The organism is Pseudoalteromonas sp. NS-SX12, from assembly GCF_057367955.1.
This window is the reverse complement of record NZ_CM170634.1, coordinates 231,614-245,936: the sequence shown is the minus strand read 5'-3', so window position 1 is coordinate 245,936 and position 14,323 is coordinate 231,614. Positions and strand designations below refer to the sequence as shown.

The 14,323-nt window shown below is 41.8% G+C and carries 14 protein-coding genes; 11 read left to right on the top strand and 3 right to left on the bottom strand.

The window, feature by feature from the left end; genetic code table 11:
- Positions 1-30 precede the first annotated feature (30 nt).
- The 8 genes from pilW (at position 31) to AC2IOM_RS01170 (ending at position 8,699) form a co-directional block, all read left to right on the top strand.
- Positions 31-1,416, top strand: a complete 1,386-nt coding sequence (gene pilW / locus AC2IOM_RS01205; RefSeq protein WP_486358874.1) for a type IV pilus biogenesis/stability protein PilW — start codon at positions 31-33, stop codon at positions 1,414-1,416.
- Entirely contained in the window at positions 1,413-2,300 is an 888-nt protein-coding gene (locus AC2IOM_RS01200; protein WP_486358873.1) for a RodZ domain-containing protein, read from the top strand. Before pilW ends, AC2IOM_RS01200 begins: the two co-directional genes overlap by 4 nt.
- Before the next feature lie 5 nt (positions 2,301-2,305).
- Positions 2,306-3,424, top strand: coding sequence for a flavodoxin-dependent (E)-4-hydroxy-3-methylbut-2-enyl-diphosphate synthase (gene ispG, locus AC2IOM_RS01195; RefSeq protein ID WP_010560879.1), 1,119 nt, complete (start codon positions 2,306-2,308; stop codon positions 3,422-3,424).
- A gap of 88 nt (positions 3,425-3,512) precedes the next feature.
- On the top strand, positions 3,513-4,787 hold the full coding sequence (hisS, locus tag AC2IOM_RS01190) for a histidine--tRNA ligase (protein ID WP_010560878.1): 1,275 nt from the start codon (positions 3,513-3,515) through the stop codon (positions 4,785-4,787).
- 9 nt (positions 4,788-4,796) lie between these two features.
- Positions 4,797-5,429: a YfgM family protein gene (locus AC2IOM_RS01185; RefSeq protein WP_100912817.1), complete on the top strand. Its 633-nt coding sequence runs from the start codon at positions 4,797-4,799 to the stop codon at positions 5,427-5,429.
- A gap of 7 nt (positions 5,430-5,436) precedes the next feature.
- Positions 5,437-6,624: an outer membrane protein assembly factor BamB gene (gene bamB / locus AC2IOM_RS01180; RefSeq protein WP_486358872.1), complete on the top strand. Its 1,188-nt coding sequence runs from the start codon at positions 5,437-5,439 to the stop codon at positions 6,622-6,624.
- 91 nt (positions 6,625-6,715) lie between these two features.
- Positions 6,716-8,194 carry a ribosome biogenesis GTPase Der gene (der, locus tag AC2IOM_RS01175; protein WP_100912819.1) on the top strand — a complete coding sequence of 493 codons (1,479 nt, stop codon included), beginning with the start codon at positions 6,716-6,718 and terminating at the stop codon, positions 8,192-8,194.
- Positions 8,195-8,321: 127 nt separating this feature from the next.
- Entirely contained in the window at positions 8,322-8,699 is a 378-nt protein-coding gene (locus tag AC2IOM_RS01170) for a VOC family protein (protein ID WP_010560874.1), read from the top strand.
- On the opposite strand, the gene AC2IOM_RS01165 is transcribed toward AC2IOM_RS01170, so the two are convergent.
- Positions 8,688-9,530, bottom strand: coding sequence for an alpha/beta fold hydrolase (locus tag AC2IOM_RS01165; protein ID WP_486358871.1), 843 nt, complete (start codon positions 9,528-9,530; stop codon positions 8,688-8,690). The two genes, AC2IOM_RS01170 and AC2IOM_RS01165, sit on opposite strands and share 12 nt — an antisense overlap.
- Positions 9,527-10,123: a TetR/AcrR family transcriptional regulator gene (locus AC2IOM_RS01160; protein ID WP_486358870.1), complete on the bottom strand. Its 597-nt coding sequence runs from the start codon at positions 10,121-10,123 to the stop codon at positions 9,527-9,529. The genes AC2IOM_RS01165 and AC2IOM_RS01160 overlap by 4 nt, the downstream gene beginning before the upstream one ends.
- 137 nt (positions 10,124-10,260) lie before the next feature.
- Here AC2IOM_RS01160 and AC2IOM_RS01155 point away from each other — a divergent pair, with 137 nt between their 5' ends.
- The gene (locus AC2IOM_RS01155) at positions 10,261-11,205 is read left to right on the top strand and encodes a GAF domain-containing protein (protein ID WP_486358869.1); all 945 of its coding nucleotides are present in this window, start codon (positions 10,261-10,263) and stop codon (positions 11,203-11,205) included.
- Here the strand turns inward: AC2IOM_RS01155 and argE are convergent.
- Positions 11,202-12,359: an acetylornithine deacetylase gene (gene argE / locus AC2IOM_RS01150; protein WP_486358868.1), complete on the bottom strand. Its 1,158-nt coding sequence runs from the start codon at positions 12,357-12,359 to the stop codon at positions 11,202-11,204. The two genes, AC2IOM_RS01155 and argE, sit on opposite strands and share 4 nt — an antisense overlap.
- Before the next feature lie 193 nt (positions 12,360-12,552).
- On the opposite strand from argE, the gene argC reads away from it, so the two are divergent.
- Together argC and argB are read left to right on the top strand one after the other, a co-directional pair.
- The gene (gene argC, locus AC2IOM_RS01145; protein WP_486358867.1) at positions 12,553-13,569 is read left to right on the top strand and encodes an N-acetyl-gamma-glutamyl-phosphate reductase; all 1,017 of its coding nucleotides are present in this window, start codon (positions 12,553-12,555) and stop codon (positions 13,567-13,569) included.
- Positions 13,562-14,323: an acetylglutamate kinase gene (gene argB, locus AC2IOM_RS01140; RefSeq protein ID WP_486358866.1), complete on the top strand. Its 762-nt coding sequence runs from the start codon at positions 13,562-13,564 to the stop codon at positions 14,321-14,323. Before argC ends, argB begins: the two co-directional genes overlap by 8 nt.

Here is a 14,323-nt window from a genome sequence, read left to right as displayed (position 1 = left end):
TGAGATAATTGTCAGAAAATGAGTATAACTATGCGTCGTTCAATATTAGTAGGTGTTGCGCTATTAGCAACAACAGGATGTGTAACCGAAAGTGTTTATGTTGGTAGTGATAAGCCAGTTGTCGAAAATCGAATTGATAACGATGAAGCGGCAAGAACACGCATTTCATTAGCATTAAAATACTTAGCTTCTGGCGATAGCACACAAGCAAAATATAACTTAGAGCGCGCCGCTAAATTTGCGCCTAAATTACCTGAAGTTCATTACACTACTGCGTATTATTATCAGCAAGTGGGTGAAAATGAACTTGCTAAAGAATCATATTTACGCGCGATTGACATTGCCCCAGACGATCCAAATACACTAAATAACTATGGTGTATTTTTATGTGGTTTAGGTGAGTACGATGAAGCGTCAGAATACATTTTGCGTGCAATCGAAATTCCAAGCTATCTGCGCGTTTCGCAAAGTTATGAAAACCTAGCGTTATGTGCGATTGAAAATAACGAGTTTGATGAGGCGGAAGAATATCTTGAAGCTTCAGTAAAACACAGCCCATCACGCGGCTCGTCACTGGTTAACTTGTCTGCGATTTATTATGCCAAAAGCGATTTACATCGCGCGCAAACATTTATGAATCGTTATGAAAAATCAGGCCGTATCTCTTCACGCTCGTTAATGTTGTCATACTTAATTGAAAACCGTATGGGGCATATCGAAAAAGCCAACACATTGGCATTAACGCTACAGCAAACCTACAGTAATTCAATTGAAGCGCAACAGATCAAACTTAAGAAAACATCTGACAGTGAATTTGAGCGTCTACGTGAAAAATACCGTAAAAATGAGTTAAGCAAGCTTAAAAAAGAGCTTAACCCAGATGGTAAAGCGGTTGTTGCTAAGCCAAAAGTAAAAGTGGTTAAACGTAAAGCACAACCAGAGCAAGCGGAAGTAACACCAAGCAAAGCCGAGATTGAACCACAAGTAAAAGTGGAAGTTGCTAAGCCAACTACACAAGTTGCAAAAAATGAAGTGGTTGTAGCGCAAGCCAAAGCACAGCAGCAAGCGCCGGTTACACAACGTATTCCACTTAAGCTGGTTGAAACGCCGTATCATATTATGAAAGGCGGTGAAAACCTGTTCTCGGTATCGGTTAAATACAATGTTAAATTAGCGAAGCTACTTGAATGGAATGGCTTAACAGAGAACGATCCGGTTTTTGCTGGCACAAAAATTTATCTTAATAATCCGAATATTTACCACCTAGTTAAAGATGGCGACACCCTATTTAGTATTTCTGTGAAGTACAATTTACGCATGAAGTCGCTTGCTGAGTGGAACGAGATCCAAGAGTCGGCAACATTAAGTCCTGGTAAAAAGATCTTGTTAGTAAACCCTACAACATACGCACTATGACCGAAGAAGTATTAGCTCAAGAACCAACAACAGGTTTAGGTGAGCAGTTAGCAACTGCTCGCGAGCAACACGCTGTTTCAGTTGATGAAATGGCACATAAGTTAAAATTAACAGCAAAACAAATTTCAGCCATTGAATGTGACGATTACAGCCAGTTAGGGCCTGTCACGTTTGTAAAAGGCCATATTCGCAGTTACTGTCGCGAATTTAACCTAAACGAAGCGCAGTTAATGTCGCAGTTTAGGCACCAAAGGGAAGAAACCGAAAAGCGAATGCAGAGCTTTTCAAGACGTACGGAACGCGAAGCAAAAGATAACCGATTAATGCTTTTTAGTTACGCAATTATTGCACTTATTCTTGGTTCATCATTGTTTATCTGGTGGCAAAATCGTGAACCTGCACCAACGGAACCTGAAACAAGCAAAACCGTGGTTGAAACGCCAAGTCAAGAAAACAGTACTGTACCGGTTGTAACTGAGCGTCAAGCTGCAAACCAAATAAACCTTGCTGAAGTGTCTCAGTTAAGCAATGACGAACCTCAGCAAACAAGCAGTCAAGAACCTGAAACCACGTCAGTTGAGCAGCCAGAAGTAACTAAACCGGCGGTGGCTGAAAAGAAAAGAAATACTAAGAAAAACGTCAGTACTATTGTCATGACGTTTAAAGATGATAGCTGGGTCGAGATTTTTGATGCCCATGGCGAGCGTGTCGCATTTGGTGTTAAGAAAAAAGGCTATGTCATGACATTAGATGGCAAAGCGCCATTTAATGTGGTGCTGGGCAAGCACTATATTGTTGATGTTGAGTTTAATGGTGAGTTAGTTGATATGTCACATTTCCCTACTAATCGACTCGCCAAATTTAGCCTGCCGTTGAGTGAGTAATAAGTATGTTTTCAGAATCTCCGATAAAACGCCGCAAATCAAAACGCATTTATGTAGGTAATGTGCCAATTGGCGATGGCGCACCGATTGCCGTGCAGTCAATGACCAATACCGAAACTACCGATGTCGCGGCTACGGTTGCGCAAATCAATGCAATTCAAGCCGCAGGTGCGGATATTGTACGTGTTTCTGTGCCAACAATGGACGCGGCTGAAGCATTTAAAGAAATTAAACAGCAAGTTGATATTCCGCTGGTAGCGGATATTCACTTCGATTACCGTATCGCGCTAAAAGTTGCTGAATATGGTGCTGATTGCTTGCGTATTAACCCAGGTAATATCGGCAGTGAAGAGCGTATTCAAGCGGTTGTTGATGCTGCACGCGAAAAGAACATTCCTATTCGCATTGGCGTGAATGGTGGGTCGTTAGAGCGCGATATCCAAGAAAAATACGGTGAGCCAACACCTGAAGCATTGCTTGAATCAGCGATGCGTCATGTCAATATTTTAAAGCGTCTTAATTTCGATAACTTTAAAGTATCGGTAAAAGCGTCAGATGTATTTTTGGCGGTGGGTGCGTATCGATTGCTTGCGAAAGAAATTGAACAGCCGCTGCATTTAGGGATTACCGAGGCCGGTGGTTTTAGAGCGGGCTCAGTTAAATCTGCGGTTGGACTAGGCATGTTACTAGCCGAGGGTATTGGTGATACGTTACGTGTCTCACTTGCAGCCGACCCAGTGCAAGAAATCAAAGTAGGTTTTGATATCTTAAAATCTTTGCGTATTCGCTCTCGCGGTATTAATTTTATTGCCTGCCCAAGCTGTTCACGTCAAGAATTTGATGTAGTAAGCACGATGAATCAGCTCGAAGAGCGTTTAGAAGACGTTATTGAACCCGTGACTGTTTCGGTTATTGGCTGTGTGGTAAATGGTCCGGGCGAAGCTCTGGTGAGCGATTTAGGTTTAGCGGGCGCTAATAAGCGCTCTGGTTTGTATATCAATGGTGAGCGTCAAAAAACGCGTATTGATAATACTCAAATTGTTGACCAACTAGAAACGCAAATTCGCGATTACATCGCAAAAAAAGACACTGAACAACAAATAGACGTTAAGTTAGTTGAGTAAGTAGTCTCGTTGAGTATAATTGACAATCTTCTTTTTTCTGGGGCGATATTCGCCCCATGCATTTAATTAGCAATAGGGTAAAAGCAGCGTGGCAAAACAAATCCAAGCAGTTCGCGGCATGAATGATTGTGTACCGGGTGATACTCAGGTATGGCAAAAAGTTGAAAGCATTTTACGCGAAACAGTTGCATCGTATGGTTATCAGGAAATTCGTTTTCCAATTGTTGAATCAACTGATTTGTTTAAACGCTCAATTGGCGAAGTTACCGATATCGTTGAAAAGGAAATGTACACCTTTGAAGATCGCAATGGTGACAGCCTAACATTACGCCCTGAAGGTACAGCGGTATGTGTGCGTGCGGGTAACCAAAATGGTTTACTGTATAATCAAGAACAGCGCCTTTGGTATATGGGCCCAATGTTCCGCCACGAAAGACCTCAAAAAGGTCGCTACCGTCAGTTTCACCAGTTTGGCTTAGAAGTTTTTGGCTTTGAAACTGCAGACATCGATGCTGAAGTAATTATTTTGACGGCACGTTTATGGAAAGCATTTGGTATTAGTGACTACGTTCGATTAGAGCTTAACTCACTTGGCTCAAATGAAGCACGCGCGCAATATCGTGATGCACTTGTTGCTTACCTTGAGCAAAATATTGATGCATTAGACGAAGATTCAAAGCGCCGTATGCACTCAAATCCATTACGTGTACTCGACAGTAAAAACCCAGACGTGCAAGCAGTTTTAGTTGATGCACCAAAGCTATCTGAACACTTAGACCCAGAGTCACAACAGCATTTTGCAAATTTATGTGAACGTTTAGATGCTGCAGGCATCGAATATCAGGTTAATGAAAAACTGGTACGTGGTTTAGATTACTACAACCGCACTGTATTTGAATGGGTTACTGAAAGTTTAGGTGCACAGGGTACAGTGTGCGCTGGCGGTCGTTACGATGGCTTAGTTGAACAACTAGGCGGTAAAGCGACACCTGCAGTGGGTTTTGCAATGGGCATGGAACGTTTAGTGCTGATGTTGCAAGAGCTTAACTGTGTTGGCGAAATTCGTCGCACCAGTGATGTTTATATTGCGGCAATGGGTGATGCAGCAAGCATTCAAGCCCCTGTTATTGCCGAGAAGTTACGTGAAAAAGTACCTGGAATACGCATTACCGTGCATGCCGGTGGCGGTAACTTTAAGAAACAATTAAAACGCGCAGATAAAAGCGATGCTGTATACGCACTGATTATCGGTGACAGTGAACTTGAAAATAACCAAGTGACTGTAAAACACTTACGCGAGCATCAAGAACAACAAACACTAAATTTAGATCAAGCAGCCGAGTTGCTAACAGGCTTGGTATAAGAGGTTAGAATGGAAGTTTATTCAACAGAAGAACAACAAGCAGAAGCAATAAAACGATTTTTCCGTGAAAATGGCACATCTCTGATTGCCGGTGTAGTGCTAGGTTTAGGTGGTTTATATGGCTGGAAAGCATATAACCAATCACAAATTGATAGCGCTGAAGCAGCGTCGGATGCCTACACGCAATTAATCTCGACGGCAGGTCAAGAGAACTCTGACGTACTTGCAAAGTCAGACGCATTTTTAACTGAGTATAAAGATTCTAGCTATTCTGTATTAGCGGCGTTTGTAAGCGCACGTGAAGCAGTTGATGCAAAAGACTACAGTGCAGCAAAAGAAAAGCTAGAGTGGATTGTAACAAATGCACCAAAAGCTGAGTTGAAAGCTATTGCTACAACACGTATTGCACGTATTGAACTTGCTGAAGGAAACTTTGACGCGGCACTTGCAAAACTAAACACAACGTTGCCAGAAGCGTTCAAAGCACAAGTAGAAGAGCTTAAAGGTGACATCTATCTTGCTAAAGACGATAAAGACAATGCACGTTTAGCATACCAAGCAGCACTTGATGCGGCAGGTGAAACGCAAAATCAGCTTCTTCAAGTTAAATTGGATAATCTAGCTGTTGCTCAGACGCTGTAGGTGATTTATGAAAAAAATTACCTTAGCAACTTTGTTGCTGTTAACACTTGGCTTAACTGGCTGTTCATCAAGTGATGATGAAGAAGACGAGTTAACACTGCCTGAAATCGTTAATCAGTTTGAAGCTGATAGCGTATGGCAAACTAGTGTCAGTTCTGGTGTTGAACATTACTTTTCGCGTCTTTCGCCAGTGGTTTACAAAGACACAGTATTTGTTGCGTCACGTCGTGGTGAAATCAAAGCAATTGATATTAACAGCGGCAAAGAACTTTGGCGCAGCGATGTGCGTAAAAACCCTGCGTTTTGGCCATGGGAAGATGACGATAGCGCTAAGCTATCGGGTGGCTTAAGCGAAGCGTACGGCAAAATTTTTGTTGGTACAGAACGCGGTGAAGTGATTGCACTTGATCGTGAAACCGGTGAACTTGCTTGGCGCAAACAAGTGCCAGGCGAAGCACTTTCAGCACCTGCTGCAGGCGATGGCTTAATTTATGTGAATTTAGGTTCAGGTAAGTTAGTTGCACTACATCCAGATGAAGGTGAACAGCGTTGGGTGTATGAGCATGAAGTGCCAGCACTTACGTTACGTGGCATTAGCTCTCCGCAATCAGCAAACGGCGGCGTTATCTTTGGTGAAGAGAACGGTAAGCTGTCAGTAGTTATCGCAGAAAACGGCTTTTTAGCGTGGCAAGCTGACGTTGCAATTCCACAAGGTGCATCAGAGTTTGAACGTTTGGCGGATGTAGATACGCAGCCAGTTGTACAGGGCTCAACAGTTTATTCACTGGCGTATAACGGCAACTTAGTGGCTGTTGATATTCGTTCAGGTAATGTGCTTTGGAAGCGTGAATACAGTGGCTACCGCGATTTTACCGTTGATGGTCGCAATATCTATTTGGTAGATAGCCAAGGTTCTATCTATGCTTTAGATGCAAGCTCAGGTATTGAACGTTGGAGTCAACCAGCTTTAAATGGTTGGTTTTTGACGGGTCCAACAGTATTTGGCAACTATCTAGTAACGGGTGACCAAGAAGGTAACCTACACTGGTTAGATAAAGAAACCGGCGATCTTGTATCGCGCAGTGAATTCGATAGTTCAGGTTTCTACGTCGAGCCAATTACAGCGGGTGATAAACTAATTGTTATCACACGTGATGGTGAAGTGAGTTTAGTTAACTTACCACTAGCGAATTAATATTTATTGCCAAGTGTGACTTGGTAAATTAAAGGCTTCGTTACGGCTTGCTCTGGACGAAGCCTTTTGTTGTTTATTTAAGAGGTTGAATATGCTTCCTGTGATTGCCCTTGTGGGCCGTCCTAATGTTGGGAAATCAACATTGTTTAATCGCTTGACGCGAACGCGTGATGCACTTGTGGCAGACTTTCCAGGTCTGACACGCGATCGTAAATATGGTCAGGCGAGTTATGAAGATTACGAGTTCATTTTAGTGGATACTGGCGGTATCGACGGGTCTGAGCAGGGCATTGAATCTGAAATGGCTGAGCAATCGCTGTTAGCGATTGAAGAAGCCGATATTGTAATGTTTTTAGTTGATGCTAGAGCGGGCTTAACCGCATCTGATATTGGCATTGCAGATCACTTACGTAAACAGCAAAAGAAAGTGTTTGTTGTTGCCAACAAGATTGATGGTATTGATGCGGATTCAAACTGTGCTGAGTTTTACCAATTAGCACTTGGCGAAGTATATCAAATTGCTGCAGCTCATGGTCGCGGTATTACATCGTTACTTGATACGGCACTACAGCCAGTAATTGCAGAATATGCTGAGGCGTATCGTGAAGCAAATCCGGAAGAGTTTGAAGATGACCTAGTTGATTCACTTTACGATGATGAAAACGAAGGTGAAGAAGTTGATGGTGAGCGCCCAGACAAACCGGTTAAGCTTGCGATCATTGGTCGTCCAAACGTGGGTAAATCGACTCTTACAAACCGTATTTTAGGTGAAGAGCGCGTTATTGTTTACGATATGCCAGGTACCACTCGTGACTCTGTGTATATTCCAATGACACGCAATGAAAAAGAGTACGTACTGATTGATACCGCAGGTGTGCGTAAACGTAAAAAAGTATCTGACGTTGTAGAAAAGTTCTCAGTAATTAAAACACTGAAAGCGATTGAAGATGCAAACGTTGTATTACTGGTAATTGATGCACGTGAGGGTATTAGTGATCAAGACTTAAGCTTATTAGGCTATACGCTTAACGCGGGTCGTTCATTAGTGATTGCGGTAAACAAGTGGGATGGCTTGGATACGGATGTAAAAGATCGCATTAAATCAGAGCTTGATCGTCGTTTAGGTTTTATTGATTTTGCGCGTATTCACTTTATCTCGGCACTGCACGGTACTGGTGTTGGTCATTTATTTGAGTCAGTAGATGAAGCCTATGAATCGGCAACAAAACGTATCAGTACTGCAATGTTACGCCGTATTATGGATATGGCACAAGCTGATCACCAGCCACCGTTAGTACGTGGTCGTCGTGTTAAGTTAAAATACGCGCACGCAGGGGGATACAACCCGCCAATTATCGTTATTCACGGTAACCAAGTTAAAGACTTACCTGATTCGTACAAGCGTTATATGATGAACTATTATCGTAAAGCGCTTAAGGTTATGGGTACGCCAATCAAGATTGAATTTAGAGAAGGCGATAACCCGTATGCAGGTCGCACTAATAAGATGACCTTGTCGCAGCAGCGACAGCGCAAACGTATTTCTAAAATGTATAGCAAAAAGCCTTAATTTTAGATTTGTTGAAAAAAGCACCGAATAGGTGCTTTTTTCGTATGTGATGATGGAAATAGCTGCAATTACCAGCAGTTATGTGCTAATAATTAGACAATAAGAATAATTAACCATCATGTCATAAATGGATTACTTAAAAACAGTTATCTACGTTGATAATGTTGAAGAAACGTTAGATTTCTACTTCCAAGCATTTGCCGTCAGCACGGCTCAGCTCGATGAAGACGGGCAATACGGCGAGCTGGACTTCCAAGGTGCGTGTATTGCCTTCGCGGCACACCCCTTAGCGCAATCTCACTTTAAGCAGAGTTATATTCGCGCGCAGCCAAAACAACCGGCACTTGGTTTTGAGTTAGTCTTAAAGGTTGATGACATTAATTTAGCATTTGCAAAAGCGGTAGATGCAGGCGCAGAACCACTTTCTGCACCGCATGAAATGGAAGGTAAAAACTTGGCGTATGTACGTTCTATAGAAGGTACACTCATTGCGCTAAGCGAATAAACTTTGCTTCATAAACTGCCAAGTTTCTTCAGAATTTATAATGCGACCGTGACCAAGCTTATTAACAGCTTTTAAGTTGATATGGCTGTGCTGACTTGCTTGCTGGTTGGTTAGTTCAAACTTAGCAAATCGGTCTTTTTGGTCGTGAATAATATGAATTGGGTGGGCGTGATCTGCAACGTGTAATTCAGGCAAAATCTCACCAAAACGCATATCGTGTTCATCTTCAACACTTTTTAGCACGCCACTAAATAAGTGTTGGTGAATGCCCGTATTTAAAATACGTTCTTCAAAAGAATCGTAAAAGCCAAAGGTAGGCGCAATTAAAAAGTGTGGTACATCTTTACTCACATTAAGTGCTGCAATTGTTCCCATAGAATGACTGACAATTGCTTTTGGTTGATCAATGCTTGCCATTACCGATTTTAGCCCTTTGATAAAAAGCGGTAAATTAGCAAACTTACCATCGCTTTCACCATGACCGTAATGATCAAATGCCATCGCTTTAAAACCACTTGCCGCTACTTTCTCCATAAGTGGTAAAAATTGACGGCTGCTACCAGACCAGCCATGGGTAAAAACAACAACTGGACCTTCACCGATTGAGGTAAGGTGTAAGTCACCGTGCTCTGTTGACAGTTTTTGTTGCGTAAACTGGGCTGACAAAGTTGTTCTTTTGCGATTTTTTACCGGTGTTAACAGTAATTTTCTTGTTTGATTAAAGGCAAACTTTGGAGCAATTTTAAGCGCGGTAGTCGATGCCGCTTTAATCAAATAGTAGGCAAGCGGCTTTCTTTTTGCCGATGATGAAAAATAGATTTTACTGCTCATACAGATTCCTCTGCGCGGTGGCGCTCAATTAATTGGTTTAGGGCTGTTTTAAAACGGCTATGCTCAGCGTCTTCAACACCTAGCCACGACATGCTTTGGCTGCCCAAATAAAGTGCGTAGAGTTCAAACACAAATTGCTCTGCGCTTACGTCTTGTTTGAATTGCCCGGCACTTATTACTTGCTTAACCTTGTGAGTTAGATAGCCAAGCCAATTTGCAAGATCTTGCTTAACTTGGTCGTGTATAGCGCCTGGTTGGTCATCAAATTCCACTGCCGCGGAGATAAAAATGCAGGTCTTTGCTTGGTTTTCATACCAATCTAGCCAGTTCTCACACAAGCTAAGTAATTGCCCAAGAGGATCAAGCTCGCGGTTGATTGGCTGAATAACCGTGCTTTGAAAAAGTTCATTGGCGAATGTTAGTACATTCAATTGCAGCGTTTCTTTTGATTTAAAATGCGAAAACAAGCCCGATTTGGACATACCCGTAGCAACTGCAAGGCCGCCAATAGTGAGGTTGTCTAAGCTTGACTGGGTAGCAATTTTTAACGCCGTTGCGAGGATCTGCTGTTTTGTTTCTTGACCTTTACTCATAAAAGTACGCTCGTGCTATTATTGATGTGATAATAGCACGAGCGTGCTAAAAGTAAATGTTTCAATTAGCTGTTCACGAACACCGCATTTAACTCAATGTTGCCTATACTGTGTGTAATGTAATGTGAGAGTTCACTATGCTAACCCCCGATTTACCAGCCAATGAAAATACAAGAATTAAAACCCTGCAAAACTTAAATGTGCTCGATACCCCTCCAGAGCAAAGGCTTGATAGAGTTACGCAAATTGCCGCTAAAATGTTTAACGTGCCTATTGCATTGGTATCATTAGTTGATAAAGAGCGACAGTGGTTTAAGTCTTGTGTTGGTTTAACGGCAAGTGAAACAGCGCGTGATATTTCCTTTTGCGGTCATGCGATTTTAAGTGAGCAAGCATTGGTTGTAACAGATACTTTAGCGGATGAGCGTTTTGCAGATAACCCGCTCGTACAGGGCGAGCCAAATATTCGTTTTTATGCGGGGATCCCTCTTGAACATGAAAATGGATGTCGTCTGGGTACCTTGTGCATTATTGATAGCAAACCGCGTAGTTTTAATACCGACGATATTACCTTGTTAAAAGAGCTTGCGGTGCTTGTTGAACTTGAATTAGTAAATAAATTACCAAATACCACAGATCCTGTAACAGGGTTATCAAACAAAGCCGGTTTTAAGTTATTAGCGCCGATTAGTTTAAAGGTGTGCCAAAAGTTAAATCTTAAAGTTTCGGTAGTGTATTTGTTTATGAAAGGGCTGCTTAGTTATCGTCATGATCGCCAGAAGTATATAACTATTTTAAATACGACAGCTGAACTTTATAAAACCACATTTCGAGCGACTGATATAATTGCGCATTACGATGAAAATGGGTTTGTTGCGCTAGTAAGTAATGCGGACAAACATAATACGCAAGAGCTACTTGATAGTTTGATTACGCAAATGAACGACGTTGATTTTGACGTGCACCATGATAGCCCTATTGAGTTGGTAACGGGTGTCATCGACAGCTCACCATTTTGTGATATTGATGAGCTGATCTTTAACGCCTTTATTAAGCTGCATGAGCAAGGCGAGGGGCTTTAGAAACAGGATGCGACAATAAGCTGCTTAATCATCTCTTGGCTTGGTTTTATTTTTTCCATCGCTAAAAATTCATCGGGTTGGTGGGCTTGTTGTATTGAGCCTGGGCCCATTACGATTGTTTCACAACCGAGTTGTTGTAAAAAAGGCGCTTCGGTGCAATAGTTTACTGCTTGTGCTTTTTCACCAGACAGTTTTTCAGCAAGTTTTACTAAACTGCTATCGGTGCTGCCTGAAAACGCGGGAATAGGTTCGTGCAAATCATGTACCGCCACCGCGTTTGGATATTGGTCATTTATCGGTGCTACCGCCTGCAACAGCATTGCTTGAAGTTCTGGAATACTAATGCCGGGAATTGGGCGCATATCAATATGTAGCTCACAACATCCACAAATGCGGTTGGCATTGTCACCACCATGAATGTGTCCAAGGTTTAAAGTTGGGTAGGGTATTTTAAAATCTGATAATGAATATTTATTCTTTATATCTTCTTTTAGTTTTAATAGCTGACTAATCACAAGCTGCATGACTTCTATCGCGTTTAAACCCGCATCAGGATCAGAGCTATGACCTGCTTTACCTGTTACACGAATTGCCGTCGACATATGTCCTTTATGAGTATAAACAGGCACCATGTCGGTAGGTTCACCTATAATACAACGAGCTGGCTTTAACTTATTCTGTTTGGCGATTTCAATTGCGCCAGCCATTGTGGTTTCTTCATCTGCGGTCGCTAAAATTGTAATAGGCTGTTTTAGATTAGCGAGTCCAGTATCGTTATCTATTTCTTGTAATGCATTTAAAACAAAAGCAAAAAAGCCTTTCATATCGATACTGCCTAAGCCATAAAACTTATTGTCTTGTTCGCTTAATTTGAACGGGTCGAACTGCCAACGACTATCGTCAAATGGCACTGTGTCTGTATGTCCTGCCAGCATTAAACCGCCTTCACCTGTACCTAGCTTTGCCGCTAAATTGTATTTTCCTGGATTATTATCAAGTTCGGTAATTTCGACTGCAAAGCCTAGAGATTCACACCAAGTTGCCAATAAATTGATGACTTCGCGGTTACTCATGTCGAGTGATGGCACTGTTGCGCTAATCGACGGTGCGGCAATAAGTGCACCGTACATATCAAGAAATTGTAATTGCGACATGAATACCTCAAAATACCTTATAAATAATTATTCAAAAAAGTTGAATATAAATTTACATTGGTTTATTCTGCATTTCAATTCATTATTTTGAAATAATTAGTACCGAGACTAACAGCATGCAGAACTCAATTTTACGACGATAACACTTTTTGAAAACTTGTCTTTATACCCTTAATAGTTTTTTGGAAAAAATATGAATATCGTTATCGTTGGTGCAAGCGGTTACTCAGGTGCTGAGCTTGCCAAATTAATCTCTCTACATAACTCGCTAAAGTTAGTGGGTATGTATGTGTCTGAAAATAGCCTAGATAAAGGTAAATCGCTTGCTAGTCTTTACCCCGAACTAAATGGCATTGTTGCAGGTGAATTAGCGCCGTTAAATAGTGAGGCGTTTTCAGTAATCGAACAACATGCTGATGCCATTTGCCTATGCACTGAACATTCAGTCAGTGTCGAACTTGCACCTCAGTTTTTAGCAATGGGCAAAAAAGTATTTGATTTATCTGGAGGCTTTCGCCTCTCATCAAATGATGACTATGAAACCTATTATGGCTTTAAACACACTAGCCCTGAGCTATTAGAACAAGCTGTTTATGGTCTTGTTGAATGGCAAAAAGATCAAATCAAAAATGCACAGTTAGTAGCAGTACCTGGTTGTTACCCAACCGCTGCGCTAAATGCCCTCAAACCATTAAAACAAGCTGGCTTACTTACTGATGATACTGTGATTATCAATGCGGTTTCTGGTGTTACTGGCGCTGGGCGTAAAGCCAATGTGGCAACGCATTTTTGCGAAGTGAGCCTAAAACCTTACGGTTTATTTAATCATAGACATGGCCCTGAAATTGAAAAATACCTTGACCACAAGGTGTTGTTCACACCGCATTTAGGTAATTTTAAGCGCGGTATTCTTGAAACGATCTATGTCACAGTAAAACCAGGCACGACTGCAAAGCAAATAGCTGAGTCATATCAAGTGCTTGCAGATGAACCTTTAATTCGCTTACTTGGCGATGTTATTCCATCAATTAAAGGTGTTGAGAACACGCCGTTTGTTGATATTGGTTGGCAGTTACAGGGTGAACAACTTATTGTTATTTCTGCGATTGATAATTTACTTAAAGGCGCGTCAGGCCAAGCACTACAATGTATTAATTTAACTTTAGGACTGCCTGCTCATAGTGGCTTTCAAGGAGTGAATCATGGCTAATTGGGTAATTAAGCTAGGTGGCGCGGTATTAAATAATATTGACGCTGCAAAAGCGTTAATTGATGTGCTTCATCAAAAGCCAGAAGACAAATTTATTCTAGTTCATGGCGGTGGCTCATTAGTAGATAGCTGGTTAAGCGATGCGGGCTTTGTTACGTCAAAGCACCTTGGCCTGCGTATTAGTCCGCGTGAACAAATGCCTTACATTGTTGGTGCGCTTGCGGGCTGCGCAAATAAGCAATTAATGGGCGCGGCAATTAGTAATGGTTTTAAACCTGTTGGTTTAAGCCTTTATGAAGCAGGTCTTGTTAGTGAACAAAAGCTAAAAGCGCTTGGCCAAGTCGGTACCTGCATTGAAAACGATGCCAGTATTCTTAAATCGCTGCTAAATGCGGGATGTTTTCCGATCGTGAGCTCAATTGGTTTTGACTTAGAAGGCAATTGGTACAACGTAAACGCCGATGAAGCAGCAGCTAGTATCGCTCAATTGCTTGATGCGGAACTTATTTTTATGACAGATGTAGAAGCAGTATTAGATCACAAGCTTAATCCATTACATCAGTTATCAAGTGCTGATATCAGCACATTAATCGAAGAGGGAGTCATTAAAGGCGGCATGCAGGTAAAAGTAAATACCAGCTTGCAAGCTGCTCAACATTTACGACGTGGCGTGTATATCTCGAGCTGGCAAAAGCCAGATAACTTAATCGCATTGCTCAATGGTGAGCATGTGGGAACCAAGATTACGCCATAG